Annotated in this window: 18 protein-coding genes; 9 read left to right on the top strand and 9 right to left on the bottom strand. The window is 63.2% G+C overall.

Translation table 11 applies throughout. From position 1 onward, the window contains the following. Positions 1–229: 229 nt before the first annotated feature. Positions 230–1,897 (top strand): EAL domain-containing protein, encoded by a 1,668-nt coding sequence (locus GST84_25725; protein XGB15567.1) that lies wholly within the window; start codon positions 230–232, stop codon positions 1,895–1,897. Positions 1,898–1,994: 97 nt separating this feature from the next. Here GST84_25725 and GST84_25720 read toward each other — a convergent pair whose 3' ends face one another. Continuing rightward, a complete protein-coding gene (locus GST84_25720; protein ID XGB15566.1) occupies positions 1,995–3,383 on the bottom strand; it encodes a NorM family multidrug efflux MATE transporter in 1,389 nt (462 codons plus the stop codon). A 155-nt stretch (positions 3,384–3,538) separates the two neighbouring features. Between GST84_25720 and GST84_25715 the strand changes: the two genes are divergently transcribed. Further along, positions 3,539–4,465, top strand: a complete 927-nt coding sequence (locus GST84_25715) for a LysR family transcriptional regulator (GenBank protein ID XGB15565.1) — start codon at positions 3,539–3,541, stop codon at positions 4,463–4,465. Positions 4,466–4,724: 259 nt separating this feature from the next. On the opposite strand, the gene GST84_25710 is transcribed toward GST84_25715, so the two are convergent. Continuing rightward, the gene (locus tag GST84_25710; protein XGB15564.1) at positions 4,725–6,119 is read right to left on the bottom strand and encodes a DUF1338 family protein; all 1,395 of its coding nucleotides are present in this window, start codon (positions 6,117–6,119) and stop codon (positions 4,725–4,727) included. A gap of 102 nt (positions 6,120–6,221) precedes the next feature. Continuing rightward, positions 6,222–7,112 carry a transcriptional regulator GcvA gene (gcvA, locus tag GST84_25705; protein ID XGB15563.1) on the bottom strand — a complete coding sequence of 297 codons (891 nt, stop codon included), beginning with the start codon at positions 7,110–7,112 and terminating at the stop codon, positions 6,222–6,224. 135 nt (positions 7,113–7,247) lie between these two features. On the opposite strand from gcvA, the gene GST84_25700 reads away from it, so the two are divergent. Together GST84_25700 and GST84_25695 are read left to right on the top strand one after the other, a co-directional pair. Beyond that, positions 7,248–8,738, top strand: coding sequence for an aldehyde dehydrogenase family protein (locus GST84_25700; GenBank protein ID XGB15562.1), 1,491 nt, complete (start codon positions 7,248–7,250; stop codon positions 8,736–8,738). A gap of 156 nt (positions 8,739–8,894) precedes the next feature. Continuing rightward, positions 8,895–10,181, top strand: a complete 1,287-nt coding sequence (locus tag GST84_25695) for an FAD-dependent oxidoreductase (protein XGB15561.1) — start codon at positions 8,895–8,897, stop codon at positions 10,179–10,181. Positions 10,182–10,289: 108 nt separating this feature from the next. Here GST84_25695 and GST84_25690 read toward each other — a convergent pair whose 3' ends face one another. After that, positions 10,290–11,717 (bottom strand): mechanosensitive ion channel, encoded by a 1,428-nt coding sequence (locus GST84_25690; GenBank protein XGB15560.1) that lies wholly within the window; start codon positions 11,715–11,717, stop codon positions 10,290–10,292. A gap of 258 nt (positions 11,718–11,975) precedes the next feature. Between GST84_25690 and GST84_25685 the strand changes: the two genes are divergently transcribed. The 4 genes from GST84_25685 to GST84_25670 all read left to right on the top strand — a co-directional run bounded on the left by GST84_25685 (position 11,976) and on the right by GST84_25670 (position 16,071). Next, the gene (locus GST84_25685; GenBank protein XGB15559.1) at positions 11,976–12,605 is read left to right on the top strand and encodes an isochorismatase family protein; all 630 of its coding nucleotides are present in this window, start codon (positions 11,976–11,978) and stop codon (positions 12,603–12,605) included. A 117-nt stretch (positions 12,606–12,722) separates the two neighbouring features. Further along, positions 12,723–13,031 carry a hypothetical protein gene (locus GST84_25680; protein XGB15558.1) on the top strand — a complete coding sequence of 103 codons (309 nt, stop codon included), beginning with the start codon at positions 12,723–12,725 and terminating at the stop codon, positions 13,029–13,031. Positions 13,032–13,071: 40 nt separating this feature from the next. Next, positions 13,072–13,890, top strand: coding sequence for an alpha/beta fold hydrolase (locus GST84_25675; protein ID XGB15557.1), 819 nt, complete (start codon positions 13,072–13,074; stop codon positions 13,888–13,890). Positions 13,891–14,088: 198 nt separating this feature from the next. Beyond that, entirely contained in the window at positions 14,089–16,071 is a 1,983-nt protein-coding gene (locus tag GST84_25670; protein XGB15556.1) for an amidohydrolase family protein, read from the top strand. Positions 16,072–16,143: 72 nt separating this feature from the next. Here the strand turns inward: GST84_25670 and GST84_25665 are convergent, their stop codons facing one another. From GST84_25665 to GST84_25655, 3 genes are all read right to left on the bottom strand, one after another. Then, positions 16,144–17,742, bottom strand: a complete 1,599-nt coding sequence (locus GST84_25665) for an MFS transporter (GenBank protein ID XGB15555.1) — start codon at positions 17,740–17,742, stop codon at positions 16,144–16,146. 1 nt (position 17,743) lies between these two features. Then, on the bottom strand, positions 17,744–19,006 hold the full coding sequence (locus GST84_25660; protein ID XGB15554.1) for an outer membrane porin, OprD family: 1,263 nt from the start codon (positions 19,004–19,006) through the stop codon (positions 17,744–17,746). A 207-nt stretch (positions 19,007–19,213) separates the two neighbouring features. Then, positions 19,214–20,125: a LysR family transcriptional regulator gene (locus GST84_25655; protein XGB15553.1), complete on the bottom strand. Its 912-nt coding sequence runs from the start codon at positions 20,123–20,125 to the stop codon at positions 19,214–19,216. Positions 20,126–20,362: 237 nt separating this feature from the next. On the opposite strand from GST84_25655, the gene GST84_25650 reads away from it, so the two are divergent. After that, on the top strand, positions 20,363–20,992 hold the full coding sequence (locus GST84_25650; GenBank protein XGB15552.1) for an isochorismatase family protein: 630 nt from the start codon (positions 20,363–20,365) through the stop codon (positions 20,990–20,992). A gap of 176 nt (positions 20,993–21,168) precedes the next feature. On the opposite strand, the gene GST84_25645 is transcribed toward GST84_25650, so the two are convergent. Next, positions 21,169–21,462, bottom strand: coding sequence for a hypothetical protein (locus GST84_25645; GenBank protein XGB15551.1), 294 nt, complete (start codon positions 21,460–21,462; stop codon positions 21,169–21,171). Positions 21,463–22,883: 1,421 nt separating this feature from the next. Further along, on the bottom strand, positions 22,884–24,671 hold the full coding sequence (locus GST84_25640; protein ID XGB15550.1) for a glutathione-regulated potassium-efflux system protein KefB: 1,788 nt from the start codon (positions 24,669–24,671) through the stop codon (positions 22,884–22,886). Positions 24,672–24,805: the final 134 nt, after the last annotated feature.

Raw genomic sequence — 24,805 nt, 5'->3', positions numbered from 1 at the left:
ACCGTCTGACGTCTGAGTCAGACTTTATGTCCGTCTCACTATTAGTGCCACTAATGCTAGTAGCTGAAAAAATCATATTTGCCGGTTTGTGCTGTTTCGCGCAGGATGCACGACAAAATACGTCGGGATGCTACACCCGAAAAACATGTATAAAATTGAAAATCATTTTCATTGAATACAGTGGCATACCCGCCAGTCTCGTTGCACCGTGAAGCCCTAAGGAGCCCGCTTGTCCACGCCTGTCGAACCTCTGCGTTTGCTGCTGTTGGCCGATGAGCCGGAATGGGCCGCCTTGTTGCACGCCTGCATGCCTGCACTGGGTGGCAGCGCCGTGCTACTGACTGCGCCAAACTGGGAGGCGGTCGACAGCCTGTTCAGTCATGATCGCCAGGCCGTCGTGCTGGCAACGCCAGGCTTGCAGCCCGCCCCCGGGCGTTGCGAGCTGCCGACCATCCTGCTGCTTGACCACGAGCCTGAGGCGGCGCCCAGCGCTGTCAGCGACTGGCTGGTACGCGATCAGCTCAACGCCGATAACCTGCGCCGCTCACTGCGCCATGTGCGAGAGCGCGGTGTGCTGGTCGCCACCTTGCAGCGCCTGGCCGAGCAGGACCCGCTGACCGGCATCGCCAACCGCCAGGGCTTCCAGGCTTTGCTCAATGCGCGCCTGGCCGAAAACGACGGCCGTGGTGTTGCGCTTGGCCACCTGGACCTGGACAACTTCCGCCACGTCAACGACGCCCTCGGCCACCAGTGCGGTGACCGGTTGATCCTGCAGGTGGTGGCACGGCTGAAGCATCAGCTGGAAGCGGGCGACCAGTTGGCGCGCCTGGGCAGCGACGAGTTCGCCCTGCTGATCGATACCCGCCGAGATGCCAACCGCGCCGAATGGATGGCCGAACGCATCGTCGAGGCCTTGGCCGAACCTTACTGGATCGACGGCGAAAGCCTGTTGCTGGGCTGCAGCCTGGGCCTGGCCCATGCTCGCGCACAGAGCGGCGCCGATCCGCTGATGTGGCACGCGCATATCGCCATGCGTCAGGCCAAGAGCAGCCAGGGCTGCACCTTCCATGTGTTCAACGAACGCATCAACCGCAACGCCCGCAGCCTTGCCGACCTGGAAGGCGAATTGCGCCGCGCCCTGCGCCGCGACGAGCTGGAGCTGCACTATCAGCCCCGCCTTAACCTGGCCGACGGGCGCATTGTTGGCCTGGAGGCGCTGGTGCGCTGGCGCCATGCCGAGCGCGGGCTGCTGCCGCCCAGCGAGTTCGTGCCACTGGCCGAGCAGAGCGGCCTGATCGTGCCCTTGGGCTACTGGGTTATTTCCCGTGCCCTGCGTGACATGCAGGCACTGTGCGAGCGCGGTCTGGAACCGCTGCACATGGCGGTCAACCTGAGCTTCCGTCAGTTTCAGGACAGCCAGCTACTGGCCACCTTGAGTCGCCTGATCCTTGAGCACGGTGTGGATGCCCGCTGGCTTGAGTTCGAGCTGACCGAGACGGCGGTGATGCGCCGCAACGAGGTGGTGCGCCAGACCATGGACGCGCTGGGTCGCCTGGGCGTGCGCTTCTCGCTCGATGATTTCGGCACCGGGTTTTCTTCGTTCGTGCACCTCAACAGCTTGCCGATCGCCTTGCTCAAGGTGGACCGCAGCTTTGTTGCGGAAATGGAAATGCGTGAAGAGAACCGCAAGCTGGTGCACGCCATGATCAACCTGGCACACAACCTCAGCCTTGAGGTAGTGGCCGAGGGGGTGGAGAGTGAAGAGCAGCTGGCGTTGTTGCGCGGGTTTGGCTGCGACCAGGTGCAAGGTTTCCTGGTCAGCAAACCGCTACCGATAGAGGAATTGATGGCGTATTTGCTGCAGGCGCCCGGCCGCCAGTTGGAGGCTGTCCTTTAGGGCCCTTTCGCGGGCACGCCCGCTCCCACAGGGTCCGCGCAGTTTTGAGCCTGCGCAATCCTGTAGGAGCGGGTTTACCCGCGAAGAGGCCCGCAAGTCAGGCCGAAGCCATCGCCTTTCCGGCAGCCCCCGCCTTCCCCAGCAACCGCTTCATCCGCCATTCAAAGCCAAAGGTCAGCGCCACCGCCGCGCACGCCAGCCCAAGCGCCAGCCCCCACCAGATCCCTACTGCACCACTGCCCAGGGTAAAGGTGAACAACCAGGCGCTAGGCGCCCCCACCAGCCAATAGCACACCAGCCCGATCAGGAAGGTGGTCTTGGCATCTTTCAGCCCACGGATCGAGCCCATGGCAATCGTCTGCATGCCGTCGAACAGTTCGAACCACGCCGCCACCATCAACAACTGCACGGCCACCTGGAAGATCGCGGCAAAGGCCGGGTCATTACGGTCGATAAACAGCCCCACCAGCGCTTCGGGCAGCAGCAGGAACAGGGCGGCGAAGGCAAACATGATCATTGCCCCGAACCCGATGCCCACCCGCCCGGCGCTGCGTGCCGCCAGCAGGTTGCCAGCGCCGTAGTACAGGCCTACGCGCATGGTTACTGCGTACGACAACCCGGTCGGCACCATGAACGCCGTGGACACGATCTGCAGGGCAATCTGGTGCGCCGCCAGCTCGGTGCTGCCCAGTACGCCCATGCACAGCGCGGCAAAGGCGAACAGGCCCACTTCCACCATGTAGGTACCGCCAATCGGCAGGCCCAGCCGCCACAGTTCGCGCAGGGCCGCCAGTGATGGGCGTGACAGGCCCTTGCGCAGCGGGTAGGCGGCATAGGCCGGGTGCCAGCGGATGTACAACGCCAGCGCGATGGCCATGCCCATCGACACCACCGCAGTGACCAGTCCGATACCCATCAGCCCAAGCTTGGGCAGGCCGAACATGCCTTCGATCAGCGCCACGTTGAACAGGTAGTTGAGTACCGTGCCGAACAGGCTGATGACCATCACCGGGGTCGAGCGGCCCAGCGCGCTGGTGAAGCCACGCAAGGCCATGAAGGTCAGATAGCCGGGCAGGGCCAGCGGCAGCAGGGTAAGGAATTGCGCAGCCGACGCCACGTTCTCGGGCTTTTGCCCGAACAGCAGCAGCACCGGTTCAAGGTTCCACAGCACCAGCGCGGCGAACAACGCCAGGCCCCAGGCCAGCCACAGGCCGTTCTGCGCCAGGCGCGTAACGCCTTCGATGTCGTTGGCGCCCTTGCGAATCGCTACCAGGGTGCCGACTGCGGCGATCACGCCCAGGCAGAAGATCGATACGAACGAATAGCTGGCTGCCCCCAAGCCACCACCCGCCAAAGCCTGAGGGCTGATGCGGGCCATCATCAGGGTGTCGGTCAGCACCATCAGCATGTGCGCCAACTGCGAGGCAATCAGCGGCCCGGCCAGGCGCAGCAAAGCCTTGAGTTCTGTGGTGGGCGCGACGTGCATGGGGCAGTCCTTCATTCTGGGTGATCAACGAACGGCGATTCTGAGGCTTCGGTCAACTTTGCACAAAAGGATAAAAACGATAGTTGGCATGAGTTGAACTCATGTATATAGGTTTCTCGCTGATTTGCTTCACACGCCCATATTGCAGGAGCCTCATGCCACGCCAGCTACCACCGCTGTATGCCCTGCGCGCATTCGAAGCTGCCGCGCGGCTAAGCTCCTTCACCCGTGCGGGCGAAGAGCTTTCTATCACCCAAAGCGCCATCAGCCGGCATATCCGTACGTTGGAAGAGCATTTTGCCTGCCGCCTGTTCGTGCGCAGTGGCCGCAGCCTGCAACTTACCGAAGCGGGGCGGGTACTGCTGCCGGGCGTGCGCGAGGGCTTTGCGGCGTTTGAGCGGGCCTGCGAAACCTTGTGTGGTGAAGACGACATACTGCGTATGAAAGCCCCCTCGACCTTGACCATGCGCTGGTTGCTGGCGTGCCTTAGCCGCTTTCGCCACCTGCAGCCGGGCAATGAGGTGCAACTGACCAGTGCCTGGATGGATGTCGACCATGTGGACTTCAACCAGGAGCCGTTCGATTGCGCGGTTTTGCTCAGTGACGGGGTGTTCCCGGCGGAGTGGGAGGTACGCAAGCTGTTCCCTGAGTTACTGATCCCGGTCGGTGCGCCGGACCTGCTCGACGAGGAGCCCTGGGATGTGTGTAGGCTGGCCTCTGTCGAACTGCTACACCCCACCTTGGACAAGCGTGACTGGCGGGAATGGCTGGAGCGTATGGGGCTTGGCGACAAGGTGTCGCTCAAGGGTGGCCAGGTGTTCGACACCCTGGAGCTGGGCATGATTGCTGCGGCGCGTGGCTACGGAATATCCATGGGCGATTTGCTGATGGTGGCCGAAGATGTGGCGCAGAAACGCTTGAGCCTGCCATGGCCGATAGCGGTGCCCAGCGGCATGGATTACTACCTGGTGTGGCCGCGTACACGCCCGGGTGGCGAGCGTTTGCGGCGATTGAGTGCGTTTCTGGAAGACGAGGTGGCGGCGATGGATTTGCCGGATGTGGAAATCCTGCCGCGTCTTTGATCATCTGCACCGGCCTCTTCGCGGGCTCGCCCGCTCCCACAGGTCTATCGTATGTCTTGACCTGACACGGTACCTGTGGGGAGCGGGCAAGCCCGCGAAGAGGCCGCTCCCACAGGTCTATCGTATGCCTTGGCCCGACACGGTACCTGTGGGGAGCGGGCAAGCCCGCGAAGAGGCCGCTCCCACAGGTCTATCGTATGCCTTGGCCCGACACGGTACCTGTGGGAGCGGGCTTGCCCGCGAAGAGGCCGGTACAGTTTTATATCGAGCCCAGGTTCAACGTCTGTGCACAGGCCTCCAGCGACCGGCGCTCGCTTTGCGCATACAGCGCCAGCTCATCCTGTACCTGCAACCCCAGCGCGGCTTCGAACGCTTCGCGGTTGGCGTTGCTGCCGTATTCGGCCTGCGCATCGTCGCCCAGGTTGGACTGGAAGATCCCCGCCGCACTCACCGGCAGGAAGTCCTCGTACACCAGCGCCTCGAAATGCACATGGCCCGCGTCGATCAGCCCTTGCAGGGTGGTCGGGCGGCCTTTCTGGTCGCGTGCGGCCAAGCCTTTCTCAGTGGCGAAGTAGCGGAAATATGCAAGACCTTGTTCGCGCATCTGCGCCAGGTCATCCGGGAACTCGGCAAAGTTTGCCTGCAGCAGCGCCATGTAACGCTCGGCATTGGCTTCGGCCGGAGCGCCACCCAGCGCAGCGCGGGTAGCGTCGAGCAACTTGTCGTAGAGCTGGCGACCTTTCGGCGTCAGCGCCGCGCCGCGTTGCTCGATTTCGCCAAAGCGTGCGGTGTGGCTGCCTTTGCTGCCTTGCTGGTCGATGAAGGCGACCGTTTCCTGCAGGGCCTTGAAGCTGGTCTGGCGCAGCAGGATCGGGTGGCGGCGGGTGGGCGGGCCTTCAACCACGGCCTTCGGCGGGATGCCCTTGGCCGGCATGCCGAGCTGGATTGCATCGATATCCAGGGTGCGCGGGGTCAGGTGGTTGATGTGCGGGCCCTTGAAGGCCACCACATCGGCGATCAGGCGGTGTTGGTCGTGCAGCTGCTGGTATTGCTCGGCCGTGACGGTAGCATCCTGGTGCCAGCGGAAGGTGTGCAGCGCCTCCTGCACGAACGTCTCTGCATCCGCGGCGTCAAGACCACCCTCGCGCTCACACTGGGCGATCAGTTCGAGGGCGCGGGCGGTGAAGATCTGGCGCTTGGCCAGGATGCCCTGTGCCAGCTCGCGCAACTGCGGGTTGTCGATCAGCTCCAGGCGCAGCAGCGAGGTGAACACACGGAACGGGCTGACATGCAGCGATTGCTCGTGCACCGCGCGGAAGGCGGTGGAATGCACCGGTACGCCAGCGGAGCTGAGGTCATAGTAGCCGACCGGCTGCATGCCCATGACCGCGAACAGGCGGGCGATGGTGGCCAGTTCTTCGGCGGTGCCGACGCGGATGGCGCCGTGGCGTTCCTGGTCCAGGCGCTCTATTTCGCCGGTCCAGCGCAGGGCCTCGGCCACTTCGGGTTGCTGGGCCATTACCTGCTGGTTGATTTCGCTCACCAGCTCCAGCAGCGTGCCGTACAGCGGCACTTCCTGTTTGTACATGAGCGACATGGCGGCAGAGAACTGCGCGCGGATGCTGTCTGGGCTGACGAAATCGTGGGCTGGCATCGCTAGCTTCCTGGTTGGGTTCGGACGCTTACATGAAAGCTGGGAATACACTTTGCTCACAAGCGAAAAAAAGTGAGTGTGTCATTCCTTTTTTGATCGACCTCAAGCCTGTAGCTGTTCGTGGATCCACTCCACCAGCGCCCGCACCTTGGGCACTTCCGCCGCATGCTCGGCATACGCCAGGTAATGCGCCCCTGCACTGCGCATCGCGTGGTTCCACGGCACCACCAGGCTACCGTCGGCCAGCTCCTTCGCAGCCAGGTAGCGCGGCACCAGCGCCACCCCGCACCCGGCCTGCGCCGCGCTCAACGCCATATAGAACGTATCGAAGCGCGGCCCGTGGTAGGCGCTGACGCTTTGCAGGCCTTGCTCCAGGAACCACTCATGCCAGGCCTCCGGCCGCGAGGTGCTTTGCAGCAGCACCAGTTCGGCCAGCTCCTCGGCACCGGCCAGCCTGCGTCCGGCCAGCAGCTCTGGCGCACACACCGGCACCACCTCTTCACGGAACAACTCCACGCACGTGGCTCCCGGCCAGGTGCCCTGGCCATAGAAGAACACCACGTCAGCCGAGCCTTGCAGCAGGGCGAACGGCTCCATCTCGTTGCGAATGTCCAAGTGGATATTGCTGTGCCGTTTGCCAAAACCCTTCAGGTGCGGGATCAACCAGCGCACGCCAAAACTCGGTTGAGTGGCTACCTTCAATATCTCGGTCTGCTCGCCGTAGGTGAGTACGTAGCGGCTGGACATGTCCACCTGGGTGAGGATCTTGTTGACCTCGGCCAGGTACAGGCTGCCGGCCGGCGTCAGCTGCAAGCGCCGGCGGATGCGCAGGAACAGGTGGTGGCGCAGCATGTCCTCCAGCTGTGCCACCTGCTTGCTGACCGCGCTCTGGGTCAGGTGCAGTTCTTCGGCAGCACGGGTAAAACTCAGATGGCGGGCTGCAGCTTCAAAGCACTGCAGGGCGGTCATGGAGGGTACCAGGCGTTTTGACATAGCGGTCTCTGCGGCTCAAATCATTACCTGACGGAATGATATGCGGAATAAAGGTCGTTTGTTGTACCTATGTGATCGGATTAATACTGATCCACATCATTTTTCCACCCCATCACCGATGTAGGAGATGCACAAATGGTTGCTGGATTGCTCGAGCGCCTTGGCGTTGCCGCCGAGGCTTACACCCAGGGCGACTACCCTGTTCACACGCCGATCGACGGCAGCCAGATCGCCTCGGTGAAACTGCTCGGCAAGGCCGAGACCATCGCCCGTATCGATCAGGCCCAAAGCGCCTTCGAAGCCTGGCGCAGTGTGCCGGCTCCGCGCCGTGGCGAACTGGTGCGCCTGTTCGGCGAAGTGCTGCGTGAGCACAAGGCCGACCTCGGCGAGCTGGTTTCGATCGAAGCCGGCAAGATTACCCAGGAAGGCCTGGGCGAAGTGCAGGAAATGATCGACATCTGTGACTTCGCGGTTGGCCTGTCGCGCCAGCTGTACGGCCTGACCATCGCTTCCGAGCGCCCGGGCCACCACATGCGTGAAACCTGGCACCCGCTGGGCGTGGTCGGTGTGATCAGCGCCTTCAACTTCCCGGTTGCCGTGTGGGCCTGGAACACCGCCCTGGCCCTGGTGGCCGGCAACTCGGTGGTATGGAAACCGTCCGAGAAGACTCCGCTGACTGCCCTGGCCTGCCAGGCGCTGTTCGAAAAAGCCCTGAAAGCCTTCGGCGAAGCCCCGGCTGGCTTGGCACAACTGGTGATCGGCGGCCGTGAAGCTGGCGAAGCCATGGTTGATGACCCGCGCGTACCGCTGGTCAGCGCCACCGGCAGCACCCGCATGGGTCGCGAAGTCGGCCCACGCGTTGCTGCCCGCTTCGGCCGCAGCATCCTGGAACTGGGTGGCAACAACGCCATGATCCTGGCCCCGAGCGCCGACCTGGACCTGGCTGTGCGTGGCATCCTGTTCTCGGCTGTTGGCACTGCCGGCCAGCGTTGCACCACCCTGCGCCGCCTGATCGTGCACCGTTCGATCAAGGACGAAGTGGTTGCCCGCGTCAAAGCCGCCTACGGCAAAGTGCGCATCGGCGACCCACGTAAAGACAACCTGGTAGGCCCGCTGATCGACAAGCAGTCGTTCGACGCCATGCAAGGTGCACTGGCCAAGGCCCGCGACGAAGGTGGCCAGGTATTTGGTGGCGAGCGTCAGCTGGCCGACCAGTACCCGAACGCCTACTACGTTTCGCCAGCCATTGCTGAAATGCCGGCGCAAAGTGACGTGGTGCGCCACGAAACCTTCGCTCCGATCCTGTACGTGCTGGCCTATGACGACTTTGAAGAGGCGCTGCGCCTGAACAACGAAGTGCCACAAGGCCTGTCGTCCTGCATCTTCACCACCGACATCCGTGAAGCCGAGCGCTTCCAGAGCGCCTCGGGCAGCGACTGCGGCATCGCCAACGTCAACATCGGCACCAGCGGCGCCGAGATCGGCGGTGCATTTGGTGGCGAGAAGGAAACGGGCGGTGGCCGTGAGTCGGGCTCGGATGCCTGGAAAGGCTACATGCGTCGCCAGACCAACACCGTGAACTACTCGCGTGAGCTGCCGCTGGCGCAGGGTATCGTGTTCGACTGATGTATTGAGCTGCATGACCGGGGGCCTGGCCCCCGGTTCGCGGGTAGACCCGCTCCTACAGGGTTCGTCCAAGCGACACCGATCCTTGTAGGAGCGGGTTTACCCGCGAATGGGCCGCCCTGCGGCCCCAACAAGAACAAATTGCTGGAGCCGGCCATGTCCGAACTGCGTCAACAATGCTTGTGGGAACACGTCAGCAAACCGACCGTCGCCGCCCAGGCCCTGGCCGGTGAGCACAAGGCCGATGTCTGCGTGATCGGCGGCGGTATTACCGGCCTGTCGGCGGCCATCCACCTGCTCGAACAGGGCAAGTCGGTGATCGTGCTGGAGGCCTGGAAGATCGGCCACGGTGGCTCCGGGCGCAACGTCGGCCTGGTCAACGCCGGCACCTGGATCCGCCCCGACGACGTCGAGGCCACCCTTGGCCATAAGCAGGGCAGCCGCCTGAACAAGGTGCTTGGCGAAGCCCCGGCTGAAGTATTCGCCATGATCGAGCGCCTCGGCATCGATTGCCAGGCCCAGCACAAAGGCACGCTGCACATGGCGCACAACGCCACCGGCATCGCCGACCTCGAAGCGCGTCACGAACAATGGCGCCGCCGAGGTGCCGACGTCGAGCTGCTGACCGGCGCCCAGTGCCAGGAATACTGCGGTACCGACAAGATTTCCGCTGCGCTGCTTGATCGCCGTGCTGGCACCATCAACCCCATGGGCTACACCCAGGGCCTGGCGGCTGCCGTGGCGCGCCTGGGCGGCAAGATTTTCCAGCAGTCTTCGGTCGAAGGCCTGGAGCGTGAGGGGGATGGCTGGCAGGTGAAGACTGCGCGTGGCGCTGTGCGCGCCGAAAAGGTGGTCATTTCCACCGGCGCCTACACCGAAGGCGACTGGAGCAACCTGCAGAAGCAGTTCTTCCGTGGTTACTACTATCAGGTAGCCTCCAAACCGCTGCAGGGTATTGCAGCCGACAAGGTGCTGCCACACGGCCAAGGTTCGTGGGACACCCGCACCGTGCTCAGCAGCATCCGCCGCGACGATCAGGGCCGACTGCTGCTCGGCAGCCTGGGCCGGGTAGACAACAAGCCAGCCTGGTTCGTGCGCAGCTGGGCCGACCGCATCCAGAGCCACTATTACCCCGAGCTGGGCAAAGTCGAGTGGGAAATGCACTGGACTGGCTGCATCGACTTCACCCCCGACCACCTGATGCGCCTGTTCGAGCCGGCGCCGGGGCTGGTGGCGGTAACCGGGTACAACGGGCGCGGTAATACCACCGGCACCGTGATTGGCCGGGCGTTTGCCGAGTTCCTGCTCAAGGGCGAGGCTGACAGCCTGCCCATTCCGTTCTCGCCGATGAGCGGTGTGAGCGCGCCTTCGCTGCGGACGGCGTTCTACGAGTCTGGCTTCTCGCTGTACCACGCGGGGCAGTGCCTGAGGGTTGTGTTGTAAGTACTGGCCTATTCGCGGGTAAACCCGCTCCTACAAATTGTTCACCGCCTGAGAGGGCTGTGGTGAACCTGTAGGAGCGGGTTTACCCGCGAAGAGGCCAGCACAGTCTCACTTGTGCAGCCAGCTGAGGAAGCCACCTTTCTTGATCAGGGCCGGCTTTTGCAGCAACAACGACTCCCGGCTCTGCCGCCGGAACCGCTGCAACTTGCTCAACGCCGTCTGCACTTCGCCACGCTGCTGCAAACAGCTCTTCACCTGTTCCTTGTCGATCCGGTACAGCACGCAACTGGTCAGCGTGCGGAATTCGGCCAGCGAGTCTTCGTCGTCGATGATCCCCTCGATCCCAAGCACCTCTCCCGGCCCCATGCGCCCGGCCTCCAGCCGCTTGTCTCCGTCGCGCACCGAGGCCGATACCACACCGCTGGCAATCACCAGCAGATGATCGGAATGCTCGCCCACCCCCAGGATCACCTGGTCCGCCAGGTACTCGACTGCAGTCATGCGCTGGCTCAACGCATCGCGCTCTTCATCACTTAGCGAGCGGAACACTCGAACCTCATCCAGCACCTCGCGCTGGCGGCTGCGCGGCGGCACCGCCAGGTCGACGTTCCACATCACTCCGCTGGCCTCCAGATGCCGGTGTGCCAAGTCGAACAACTGGTTACGTGCATCGCCCTTGGTGCCCGCATCGGCCACGAAGCCGCTAGCCTCGTACTCCACCGATTCCAGAGTCGAGGCCTTTACCGTCACCTTCGGCTTCGGGGTCGCAAGGATGGCACTGACGCCCTGCAAGGCTTTTTCCAGCGCATCGAACACGCGCTTGGGCCGTACCTTGGCCGGGACCACCACGCTGATCGATACCCCGTGCACATCGGCCGGGCGACTGTGGTTGAGCAGCCGCGCCTTGGCCGCCACCGAGTTGGGGATCACCGCCAGGCTGCCGGTACCGGTCAGCAGGCGCGTGGCGCGCCAGTCGATGTCCAGGACCTTGCCTTCGGTGCCGTCGATGGAGATTGAGTCGCCAATCTGATAGGGCCGCGTGGTGTTCAGCACGATGCCGCTGAAGACGTCAGCCAGTGTGCTCTGCAGCGCCAGGCCGATGACGATGGCCATTACCCCGGAGGTGGCCAGCAGGCCCTTCACCGGCAGTTGCAGCACGTAGCCTGCGGCCGCGACCACGGCGGCGAGGAAGATCAACGCCCCCAGCACATCCTGCAGCAAGCGCCCGCCATGGCTGCCACGGGCCACCAGCAACAGGCCGAACACCACGGTCACCGTGCGCGCACCGAACAGCCACCAGCCGATGGCCAATACCGTGGCCATCAGGTTGCGCGAGAGATCGTCGGGCCACGGCGGTGGTTGCAGCGGGCTCATGCCGGCGGCCATCAGCACCGCGCTGAACAGCAGGAAGATCACCAGGCGCGCGCTGATGCGCCAGGCATGACGCTGAATAGGGATCAGTTGCCAAAGCACGAGGTCGAGCAGGATCAGGGCGCAACCGAGCAACAACGGGGTCGACTGGATGAAGGCCAGCATGGTGGTCTCGGGGGTGAGGGGAGGGCTGTGGGTAGTAATAGAGCAGGTTTGCCGGGCAGGCAATGCAAGCCTGTGCTGGCCCCTTCGCGGGCAAGCCCGCGAAGGGGCCAGCAAAACCAACGCCAATCTATCGTTCCCAAAACAGAACGCTAAAGCCAAAAACTGCTATCTACCGCTCCAAAGGTGATGGTTTTAATCTTCTCCCATCAACGCGAAACACCAACTTACTGAACATCAAAACCCTTAGGAGCTACCCCCATGACCCACTTCAAATACAACCGCCTGAACAAAGACGACGCCGCCGTACTGCTGGTCGATCACCAGGCTGGCCTGCTGTCCCTGGTGCGCGACATCGAGCCGGATGCGTTCAAGAACAACGTGCTGGCCCTGGCCGACCTGGCCAAGTTCTTCAACCTGCCGACCATTCTTACCACCAGCTTCGAGCAAGGCCCCAACGGCCCACTGGTACCGGAGCTGAAAGCCCTGTTCCCGGACGCTCCGTACATTGCCCGCCCTGGCCAGATCAACGCCTGGGACAACGAAGACTTCGTCAAGGCCGTGAAAGCCACTGGCAAGAAGCAGCTGATCATTGCCGGTGTGGTGACTGAGGTCTGTGTAGCTTTCCCGGCCCTGTCGGCCCTGGAAGAAGAGTTCGACGTGTTCGTGGTCACTGATGCCTCCGGCACTTTCAACGCCATGACCCGCGACGCTGCCCACGACCGCATGAGCCAGGCGGGTGCCCAGCTGATGACTTGGTTCGGCGTGGCCTGTGAGCTGCACCGCGACTGGCGCAACGACATCGAAGGCCTGGCCGCGCTGTGCTCCAACCACATCCCGGACTACCGCAACCTGATGACCAGCTACAACGCTTTCAACGCCGGCAAGTAAGCCGACCCGCCCCGGGCGCCGTGAGTCGGTGCCCGCGCAGGGCAGCACACCCATCCAATCCTCCGCCCGTTCGCCGTTGCACAGTGAATGCGGGCAAGCTCATCCCAAGGAACGCCGATGAACACCGCACTCCATGACAACCGCGAAGTGGTGACCGTATGCCTGCAACACAAGGTGCTTGATAGCTCGCCGGGCACCCCCGCAGCGCAACCGCCGCGCTGGAAACAGGCACTGCTGACCTACCTGGTGATCTGCCCGATGACCATGGTCATCCCGCAACTGCTGGCGCCGCTGTTTGCACGCTTCCCGCAGCTGGGCGGCGTCATCACCGGCAACCTGATCGTCAACCTGTTCGTCATCCTGCCCGTGGTGTTCTACATCATGCCTTGGGTAACCCGCCGCTGCGCCAACTGGCTGCGCGGCTGAGCCGACGCCTTCACCTGGAAACTTTCAAGGAGATACCGTTATGAGTACGTTCGTTACCCGCGATGGCACTTCGATCTATTTCAAGGACTGGGGCAGCGGCAAGCCTGTGCTGTTCAGCCACGGCTGGCCGCTGGACGCCGACATGTGGGATTCCCAGATGGAGTTCCTGGCCAGCCGCGGTTACCGCGCCATCGCCTTCGACCGCCGGGGTTTCGGCCGCTCGAGCCAGCCGTGGAACGGTTACGACTACGACACCTTCGCCGATGACATTGCCCAGCTGATCGAGCACCTCGACCTGCGCGACGTCACCCTGGTGGGCTTCTCGATGGGGGGCGGTGATGTCAGCCGCTACATCGCCCGCCACGGCAGCGAGCGGGTGGCCGGGCTGGTGTTGCTGGGCGCGGTGACGCCAGTGTTCGGCAAGCGTGAGGACAACCCTGACGGTGTCGACCTGTCGGTGTTCGAGGGCATCCAGGCCGGCCTGCGTGCCGACCGCGCGCAGTTCATCGCCGATTTCGCTACGCCGTTCTACGGCCTGAACCATGGGCAGCAGGTGTCCCAGGGTGTGCAGACGCAGACCCTGAACATTGCGCTGATGGCGTCAATCAAAGGCACCCTGGACTGTGTGACGGCATTCTCGGAGACCGATTTCCGTCCCGACATGGCCAAGGTCGATGTGCCGACGTTGGTGATCCATGGCGATGACGACCAGATCGTGCCGTTCGAGACCACTGGCAAGCAGGCGGCGGAGCTGATTCGCGGCGCCGAGCTGAAGGTGTATGCCGGGGCGCCGCACGGTTTTGCAGTGACCCATGCGCAGCAGCTGAATGAGGACTTGCTGGCGTTCCTTCAGCGGTAATTGTGGGAAACATTCGCGGGTAAACCCGCTCCTACAGACGTTGTAGGAGCGGGTTTACCCGCGAAGAGGCCGGCCCAGGCAGCAAAAGGCTTGACCAGGACTAACCTTCTTCAACCCACCGCACATCCATCCAAGCACAGGCCTTGCATCAACCGGCATGCTTTGCAGTCCCCCTGCCGGCCCTAGTCGGAGAAGCCTATGTCCCAGGATCGCAACGACAAGACCCGTCGCCAGTTCCTCGCCACCAGCACTGTGCTCGGTGCTGCCGGCGCGCTCTGGTCCGCATTGCCTTTTACCGGCCAAGCCGGTTTCGCTCACGCATCCACGCAAGGAGGTTCCATGACCGCCGACCTGATTCTGTTCAACGGCAAACTGCACACCGTTGACCGCGAAAAGCCCACCGCGACTGCTGTCGCCATCAAGGACGGCCGCTTCATCGCCGTGGGCAGCGACGCCGAGGCCATGGCCCACAAGGGTGCCGCCTCGCAGATCATCGACCTCAAGCAGCGCACGGTGATCCCCGGCCTCAATGACTCGCACCTGCACCTGATCCGGGGCGGTCTGAACTACAACCTCGAGCTGCGCTGGGAAGGGGTGCCGTCGGTGGCCGATGCCCTGCGTATGCTCAAGGACCAGGCGGCGCGCACGCCTACCCCGCAATGGGTGCGCGTGGTCGGTGGCTGGAATGAATTCCAGTTCGCCGAAAAGCGCATGCCCACCCTTGAGGAAATCAACCAGGCCGCCCCTGACACTCCGGTGTTCCTGCTGCACCTGTACGACCGCGCGCTGCTCAACCGCGCTGCGCTCAAGGCTGTCGGATACACCAAGGACACGCCGAACCCGCCGGGTGGCGAGATCCAGCGCGACAAGTTCGGCAACCCGACCGGCATGCTGATCGCCCGCCCGAACGCGATGATTCTCTACGCCACGCTGGCCAAGGGGCCTAAGCTGCCGCTGGAGTATCAGGTCAACTCCACTCGCCAGTTCATGCGTGAGCTCAACCGCCTGGGCCTGACCAGCGCCATCGACGCCGGTGGCGGCTACCAGAACTTCCCCGATGACTACTCGGTTATCCAGGAACTGGCCGACAATAACCAGCTGACCGTGCGCATCGCCTACAACCTGTTCACCCAGAAGCCCAAGGAAGAGCTGGACGACTTCAAGAAGTGGACGGCCAGCGTCAAGCTGCACAGTGGCACCGACTTCCTGCGCCACAACGGCGCCGGTGAGATGCTGGTGTTCTCCGCCGCCGACTTCGAGGACTTCCTCGAGCCGCGCCCGGACCTGCCGCAGACCATGGAAGAAGAGCTGGAGCCGGTGGTGCGCCACCTGGTCGAGCAGCGCTGGCCGTTCCGCCTGCACGCCACCTACAACGAATCGATCACGCGCATGCTCGACGTGTTCGAGAAGGTCAACCGCGACATCCCGTTCAATGGCCTGCCGTGGTTCTTCGATCACGCCGAAACCATCACCCCGCAGAACATCGAGCGCGTGCGTGCGCTGGGCGGTGGTATTGCCATCCAGGACCGCATGGCCTTCCAGGGTGAATACTTCGTCGACCGCTACGGCGCCAAGGCCGCCGAGCAGACCCCGCCGATCAAGCGCATGCTCGAAATGGGCGTGCCGGTGGGCGCGGGTACCGATGCCACTCGGGTGTCTAGCTACAACCCATGGACCTCACTGTACTGGCTGGTCAGCGGCAAGACGGTCGGTGGCATGGAGCTGTACCCGGAAGGCTTGAGCCGTGACACCGCGCTGCAACTGTTCACCCAGGGCAGCGCCTGGTTTTCCAGCGAGCAAGGCAAGAAAGGCCAGATCAAGGTGGGCCAGCTGGCTGACCTGGCAGCATTGTCGCTGGACTTCTTCAGTGTCGATGAAGAAGCGATCAAGGGCATCGAGTCGGTGCTGACCATCGTTGATGGCAAGGTGGTGTATGGTGCTGGCGAGTTCGACAAGCTAGGCCCGCCGCAGGTGCCGGTGCTGCCGGAGTGGTCGCCGGTGACCAAGGTACCTGGGCACTGGCGTGTCGGTACGCCATCGTTGGCAGCGGCTGTGCACCAGTGCAGCGGGCCTTGCGGTGTGCATGCACACAGCCATGAAAAGGCGCGGCATTCGAGCGTACCGGTAAATGACTTCCAAGGTTTCTGGGGAGCGTTAGGCTGTTCGTGCTTCGCGTTCTAAGCTGAGCTGATGTGAAGAACGGGGCCAATATCTGGCCCCTTTCTTGTGCCTCAAGGGCCGCCAAGGCCAGCATCAATGGTGAGCCTTATGCTCCCCGCCAGCCAACAAATGCCGAATTCGCACTTCAATCCCATCGGTCTGCAGCATCCTGACCCGCGCCTCGATCTTCAGCTCACCACGGGTCACCCGATGGTGATGCCGCAGATGCTCCAGCCACGATTCCTCGAAGAAGAACTCCAGCCACAACGCCGGATCAGCACTGTCCCGCATCAACCCCCACGACAATGCGCCATTGCGCTTGCGCATCGCTTCCAGCTCCCGCGCCGCCTGCTGGAAGGCCTCGGCCTTGGTGGGGGCGATGTGGTACTCGACGGTGACCATCACCGGTCCGACTTCCTTGTCCATGTCATCGCTCAATACCGGCACCGGCCAATGCAGCGACGGCGTCAGCTCTTCTGCCTCGGTTTCCGGCAGCGCCACCTTGCAGGTCAGCAAGGTACCCAGCGCCAGGCCGCCTGCGGCCAGCAGCAGGCTGAAGGTGATCGTTGCATGGCTGGCCAGCGTGCCCCACAGCAGGCCGCCACAGGCCATGGCGCCGAAGAAGATCAGAATGTATACCGACAAAGCCCGCGCCCGTACCCAGGCGGGCACCGAAGTCTGTGCAGCCACCTGCAGGTTGGACAGCACCGCGATCCACGCCGCGCCGCTGAGCAGCATCGCTGGCAGCAGCACATAGAAGTTGCGCACCAGCGCCAGGGCCAGCAGGAACAGGGCATACAGCAGGCTGGCCAGAAACACCAGGCGGTCACGGCTGATGCGTTCACGCAGGCGCGGCAGCAAGGTGGCACCCGCCACTGCGCCAATACCGATGGCCGCCAGCAGCAGGCCGAAGTCCGCTGCAGTGCCGCGCATCTCGCCACGCACGATCAGCGGCAGCAGCGAAGTGCCGGCGCTGGCGCAGAAAAAGAACGCCAACGCGCGTAGCATCACGGCCTGCAAAGGCTTGGCGCTGCGGGCAAAGCGCAACCCGGTGCGCATGGCGCCAACGAAGCGTTCGGCCGGCAGCAGTGGTTCCTTCACCTCGCGCTTCCACAGGAACAGCACCAGGATCACCCCCGCGAACGAGATGGCATTCAGGGCGAAGGTCAGCCACGGGCCGACCATGCTCACCACCACCCCCGCCAGTGCCGGGCCGATGGCCCGTGACACGTTGATGCCAACACTGGAAAGCGCCACCGCGTTGGCCAGGTCCTCCTTGCCCACCAGTTCTGGTGTCAGTGCGCTCCACGCTGGCATCATCAGCGCTGTACCAATGCCCAGTGCCAGGGTCAGTACCAGCAGCAAGGTGACGTTCATCATCCCGAGCAACGTCAGGGCCGCCAGCACAACCGCTACACAAGACATCCACAGTTGCACCAGCAACAGGTAGCGGCGTTTGTCGACGATGTCCGCCGCTGCGCCCGCCGGCAGGGCCAGGAAGAACATCGGCAACGAGCCGGCTACCTGGATCAACGCCACGTGCAGCGGGCTGGCCGACAGCGTGGTCATCAGCCAGCCGGCGCCCACCTCGTGCATCCAGGTGCCGATGTTGGAGGCGATGGTGGCGATCCACAGCATGCGGAAGGTGGTGTTACGCAACGGGCTCCAGGCACCTGAAGGGGATGTACTCATGTCAGAAGCTGCCTTTGAGTGGGTATTCGATAATCAGGTAGATGCGGTCGATATCACCGCCCGCCTGGGCCTGGTTGGCGCGGTGGCTGACGTGGGAGAACGACAGGCTCAGGTCCTTGGCAGCCCCCGACTGCACCACGTATTTCAGGTCGATGTCGCGCTCCCAGTGCTTGCCGCCGTCACCGTACTGGTTCACATAGGCGCCGCCCGCAGGCGCATGGCTGCCGTCGATGCCGCGGCCGCTGACATAGCGGCCCATCAGGCTCAGGCCAGGTACGCCAAGGGTGGCGAAGTCCAGGTCGTAGCGCAGTTGCCACGAGTGCTCGCCCGGGCCGTTGAAGTCGGCGTACTTGATCGCGTTGGCCAGGTAGATGGAGTCGCCGCCGACGAAGTCGAACGGGGTGTCGCCCTCGACCTTCTGGTAGGCCAGGCTCAGCGCCTGGGCGCCGAAGCTGTACCTGGCCAGCAGGCTGTAGGCGAGGGTGTCGATCGCCCCTGCGCTGGCGTTACCGGTGTCGCGGGTTTTGTACAGGTTGCCGTCCAGGCGCCAGTTGCCCTCGGCCAGGTTCAGGTTGAGGTAGGCCTGGCGCCAGGTGTTTTCCAGCTGCCCGGCATACAGTGCGGCGCCGAACGGCCCGTTGGGTGCGAAGGTGGCACCGGCCAGGCTGATGGCCCGGTTGTGGGTGCTGGCGCCGTAGCCGCTGAAGTCGTCGTGGGTGGAACTGTTGTCCTGGTTGTTGAAGGCAGTGAAACGCCCGGCCTGCAGGCGCCAGTCGGGCAGGTCGGTGTTTTCCACCAGCCAGCCGGTGGCGTATTCCGGGTGCAGGCGTTTGTCACCGGTGTCGAACACCGGGGTTTCCACCATCATCTCGCCATAGCGCAGCCGGGTGTTGCCCAGGTGCAGTTTGAGCGCGGCACCGGCGCTGGAGTACTCGGACGCGGCGCGGCCATCGCTGTCGCGTGGCAGCAGGCCGGTGCCGCTATGGCCGCGGCCGCCGTCGAGCTTGAAACCAAGAAAGCCATGGGCATCGATGCCGACGCCGACAGTGCCCTCGGTGAAGCCGGAACGGACCTCGCCGATGAAGCCTTGGGCCCATTCCTGGCGGTAGTTCTGGCCGCTGCCGGAGGGCGAGCGGAAGTCACTGTGCAGGAAATAGTTGCGGCTGAGCAGCGACCAGCCGGGCGCTTCGGCGTGGCTCAGCGCCGGCCAGAGGGCGAGGGTGGCGAGCAGGGCGCGGCCTGGTCCGTGGGTGGCGCGGATCATGAGGGGCTCCGGGGGATGATCCGGGAGTGTGGAAGAAGAGTAGACCCAAGGTCTTGTAAGGGTGTGCTGGGTGGGGATTTGCATTGCCTGTACCGGCCCTTTCGCGGCTAAAGCCGCTCCTACAGGGCCACCACCGGCCCCGAGCCTTGTGCAATACCTGTGGGAGCGGGCATGCCCGCGAAGAGGCCGGCTCAGCCAGTCAGGCACTCAAGCCATGTCGCTGATGGCGAACTCCTCAGCCAGATGATCGATCAGCGCTCGCACCGAAGGCAGCAACCCACGTCGCGATGGGAAGATCGCATGCACGATACCGCAACGCGGGTGCCAGTCCGGAATCAGCTCAACCAGACGTCCCGCCGCCAGATCCTCACGCACCGCCACCCGCGGCAAGTGGGCGATCCCCACTCCGGCCACCACGAAATGGCGCAGGGCAAACAGGTCGTCAGTCACCATGCGTGGTGTATGCGGGATGACGATGCTGCGGCTGTTGTCCTCACCCTGGAACAGTTCCCACTGGTACTCGCGTTGGGCACTGCCCCAATGCACGCTGGGTAGTGTGCCCAGCAGCTGCGGGTCAAACCCGTTGGGCAGTTGTGCCAGATATTGAGGTTGGCCAACCAGGCACTGGGTGCTGTTACTCAGCACCTTCATCACCATGTCAGTGTTCTCCAGCGGCGGAAAGCGCACCCGCAGGGCGATGTCGAAGCCCTCATGCAGCAGGTCGACACGGCGGTTGGTACTTTCGATGAACAGCTCCACCTGCGGGTACTTGAGCATGTAGCGGGTCAGCATCGGCCCGACCCAGGAGTTGAGCAGGGTGGTCGGGCAGCTGATGCGCACCAGGCCGCGCGGTTCGCTGCGGTTGCGCTCGATGATTTCCGCCGCGCCCTCGGCCTCCACGCGCATGGCCAGGCAACGGTTGTAGTAGGCCTGGCCGATCTCGGTCAGCGAGCAGTGCCGGCTGGTGCGGTTCAGCAGCCGCACGCCCAGACGGTCTTCAAGGTCGGCGATTCGCCGGCTGAGCTTTGACTTGGGCATGTCCAGCGCCCGCCCGGCCGGGGCGAAGCCGCCATGTTCGACGACCTGGGTGAAGTAGTAGAGGGAGTTGAGGTCTTCCAATGATCGGTCTCCGGGTATTTGGTTGCCTTTGCCGGCCTCTTCGCGGCTAAAGCCGCTCCTACAGGACACCACAGGCCCGAGGCCAGCACAGCCCTTACAAATCCATCGTTCCTAAATCAGAACGCTAAAGCCAGATTCTGCTAACTACCGCCGCAAAGGTGATGATTTTAATCTGTGCCCATCAACGCGAAACACCCCGGATTGCTGAAAAATTCATAACCCTTAGGAGCACAGACCATGAGCAAATTCACCTACAACCGCCTGAACAAAGACGACGCTGCCGTACTGCTGGTCGACCACCAGGCTGGCCTGCTGTCCCTGGTGCGCGATATCGAGCCGGACAAGTTCAAGAACAACGTGCTGGCGCTGGCTGACCTGGCCAAGTTCTTCAACCTGCCGACCATCCTCACCACCAGCTTCGAGCAAGGCCCCAACGGCCCATTGGTGCCGGAACTGAAAGCCCTGTTCCCGGATGCGCCGTACATTGCCCGCCCTGGCCAGATCAACGCCTGGGACAACGAGGATTTCGTCAAGGCGGTGAAGGCGACCGGCAAGAAGCAGCTGATCATTGCAGGTGTTGTGACCGAGGTTTGCGTGGCGTTCCCGGCGCTGTCGGCCTTGGAGGAAGACTTTGACGTGTTCGTGGTGACCGATGCTTCCGGCACCTTCAATGAAATGACCCGTGATGCCGCGCATGACCGCATGAGCCAGGCGGGTGCCCAACTGATGACCTGGTTCGGCGTGGCCTGCGAGCTGCACCGCGACTGGCGCAACGATGTCGAAGGGCTGGCTGCACTATGCTCCAACCACATTCCGGATTATCGCAACCTGATGACCAGCTATAACGCGCTGACTGCGGGTAAGTAATCAACCATCAGCAACGCGCACAAAGGCCGGCTCTCTCTATAGGGAGCCGGCCTTTTTTGTTTGCTGTACCGGCCTTTTCGCGGGCAAGCCCGCTCCCACAGGGATCGCGCAAGATTCAACGCCAGTGCAGTACCTGTGGGAGCGGGCATGCCCGCGAAAGGGCCGGTACAGGCGACTCAATTCATGGGCTGTGACTCAATCCCATCCAGCAACGCCTCAACCAAACCTTCTGCCATTTCGAGTGCGTTCAGGTTGCTCCAGAACAGGCTCTTGCCTGTGTCATCCAGATGTTCCAAGGCTTTGTAGCCACAGTCGTAGGCGCCGCGCAGGTATTGGGCGACATGCACCAGGGCATCGTGGGCGGAAACGCCTGGGTTTACGGTGAACAATGGGAGATGGCCGGCATCGCAGCGGCTGAAAGAGCGTTGTGTGGTGTTGGGGAGGGGTGGATCGGGGACGATTCTTTTCATGGCAATTCCTTCTCCAGGATTGAACTGCAACCACCCGTTTCCACGCAGAAGGCGGCAGTTGTGCGCGGGGTGGAAAACCGGGGAGAAGGCAAGCCGGTAGGCCAAACGGCCTCACGCGCACAACTGCCATAACGGCAGCCCTTCATCACATCCGGGTTTCCACACCCGATCGCTGAACCGACAGCGACCCGGTTAGCCTAGAGAGCAGGCCTTCCCTGGACAATCAGACGGGCGTCGACACGGTGTGTAGGATAATTCCTTGGGATTGGCGTGAACGTAGGAAATGGTTCGCGGGGAAGTAGGACCCAGCTGATAATTAGGCGATTTGTGATGGTTTTTGTGAGTTCGCGTCATGGCGGCGAGGTGATCGTCAGGAAATTGCAGGATGGCTTCCAGGTGCCTGGCGATAGTTTTTTGGCGCCCATGAGATCGAGCGCCGCCCGCGCGGCGCATCGCGAGCAAGCTCGCTCCTACATTTGTTTCGGGCCAATTATTCCTGGGGCAGACGCGCGCGTCCCCTTGGCGCTCACCTCGATATCGTGGGGGACAAACAGGGCGGTCGCGCGCGCAGGCACAGGCGATACTGGCCCGAAACAGATGTAGGAGCGAGCTTGCTCGCGATGCGCCGCGCGGGCGGCGCTCGATCTCACAGGCACTACAACCCTCAAGGCAAGCTCGCTCCTACATTTGTTTCGGGCCAATTATTCCTGGGGCAGACGCGCGCGTCCCCTTGGCGCTCACCTCGATATCGTGGGGGACAAACAGGGCGGTCGCGCGCGCAGGCACAGGCGATACTGGCCCGAAACAGATGTAGGAGCGAGCTTGCTCGCGATGCGCCGCGCGGGCGGCGCTCGATCTCACAGGCACTACAACCCTCAAGGCATGCTCGCTCCTACATTTGTTTCGGGCCAATTATTCCTGGGGCAGACGCGCACGTCCCCTTGGCGCTCACCTCGATATCGTGGGGGACAAACAGGGCGGTCGCGCGCGCAGGCACAGGCGATACTGGCCCGAAACAGATGTAGGAGCGAGCTTGCTCGCGATGCGCCGCGCGGGCGGCGCTCGATCTCACAGGCACTACAACCCTCAAGGCATGCTCGCCCCTACATTTGTTTCGGGCCAATTATTCCTGGGGCAGACGCGCACGTCCCCTTGGCGCTCACCTCGATCTCACAGGCACTACAACCCTCAAGGCATGCTCGCCCCTACATTTGTTTCGGGCCAATTATTCCTGGGGCAGACGCGCACGTCCCCTTGGCGCTCACCTCGATATCGTGGGGGACAAACAGGGCGGTCGCGCGCGCAGGCACAGGCGATACTGGCCCGAAACAGATGTAGGAGCGAGCTTGCTCGCGATGCGCCGCGCGGGCGGCGCTCGATCTCACAGGCACTACAACCCTCAAGGCATGCGCCAAAAGGCCTCAACCCGCATCCGATTCAAACAACCGTTCCAGCTCCACCCGCGCCTCCTTGCCCGTCTGCATCACCTTGGCCCGGTCATCACGTACCTGCCCCTGGGCCTCCAGCACCTCTTCGTCATGCTGGGTAAACCGTGCAATGCGGTCCGCCGCCTGTTCATCGCTCAGGCCCAACCCCACCAGTGCCCGGCGGGCCATTTCCAGGCTGGAGTGGTATGTCTCGCGAATCGGCTCGGCGCCCACATCCGCCAGTTTGTGCACGTGCTGGCGGTTACGCGCGCGGGCCAGCACTTTCAGGTGCGGGTACAGGCGTTTCACCCGTTCAGCGCTACGAATGGCGGCCTCCGGGTCATCGATGGTGATGATGAAGTACTCCGCCTCACCCACCTTGGCCGCATGCAGTACTTCGGGGCGCAGCGGGTTACCGTAGAACACCGGCACCTGTTCGAACATACGGGTCATCTCGATGGCATCCACCGAGGTTTCCAGAGCAACGAACGGGATCTTCTGTGCCCGCAGGATACGCGCGACGATCTGGCCCATGCGGCCCATGCCGGCGATTACCACCCGCGGCGTGCCGGCGTCGATGGCCTTGTAATGGTCGGGCACTTCACGCACTGGCTGCGCGCGTTTGAGGGCACGGGCGCAGCCAATCATGAGCAGTGGGGTGATGGCCATCGACAGGGTAATGGTCATCAGCAGCAGGTCGTAGGTCTGGGTATCGAACAGGCCCTGGTCCTTGCCCAGCTTGAACACCACAAAGGCAAACTCGCCGCCAGCGGCCAGCACCATGCCCAGTTGCAGCGCGCTGGCGCCGCTCAGGCCGCCGGCCAGGCGACCGGTGCCGACCAGCAGCACGAGCTTCACGGCCACCAGCAACAGGGTCAGGCCCAGCACCACCAGCGGCATCTCCAGCAGCAGGTGCAGGTTTGCACCCATCCCGACGCTGATGAAGAACAGCCCCAGCAGCAGGCCCTTGAAGGGTTCGATCTGTGATTCCAGCTCGTGGCGGTATTCCGAGTCTGCCAGCAGCAGGCCGGCGAGGAAGGCGCCCAGGGCCATGGAAATACCGGCTTGTTCCATCAGCCAGGCGGTGCCGATCACCACCAGCAGGGCAGTGGCAGTGGACACTTCCGGCAGGCCGGTGCGAGCCACGGTGCGGAACACCGGGCGCAACAGGTAGCGGCCGCCGATGATGACCACGGCGATGCTGGCGAATACCTTCAGGCCATTCTCCAGGCTGTCGCCACTGCTGGTGTCCGGGCCAGTGGCGGCCAGCAGTGGTACCAAGGCGATCAGCGGGATCGCGGCGATGTCCTGGAACAACAGGATGGCGAACGCCAGACGGCCGTGCGGGGCATTGAGTTGTTTGTTCTCGGCCAGGCTCTGCAGGCCAAGGGCGGTGGACGAAAGCGCCAGGCCCAGACCGAGCACGATGGCCGCGGGCAGCGTCTGGCTGAAGCCGAACAGGGCGATGGCGCCGATAACCGCGCCGGTCAGCAACACTTGGGCAGTGCCGACACCAAACACCGACTTGCGCATCAGCCACAAGCGTTTGGGCGACAGCTCCAGGCCGATGATGAACAGCAGCAAGACCACGCCCAGTTCGGAAATGTGCGCCACCCTTTCTGTGTCGTGGACCAGGCCAAGTGCTTGCGGGCCGATGACCACACCGGCGAGCAGGTAGCCGAGCATGGCACCCAGTTGCAAGCGCTTGGCCAGGGGGACGGCGAGGACGGCGGCAAGCAGGAAGATCACCGCAGTTTGCAGAAGGCTGCCTTCGTGTGGCATTGGCTCGTACTCCATGAGCTGCCGGGGCAGCGTTATTACAGGTTGGCCGACGATTCTGGAGGCTGGGGTGGCATTAGACAATCTGATGTCGGGAAGAAACATTGTCCTGAAAAAAGAGACGGTGGCTGTGGTCA

This window comes from Pseudomonas putida (assembly GCA_041879295.1).
In the GTDB taxonomy this organism is placed as follows: Bacteria; Pseudomonadota; Gammaproteobacteria; order Pseudomonadales; family Pseudomonadaceae; genus Aquipseudomonas; species Aquipseudomonas putida_Y.
The sequence above is the reverse complement of the archived record's forward strand: the minus strand, read 5'-3'. Positions and strand labels throughout refer to the sequence as shown.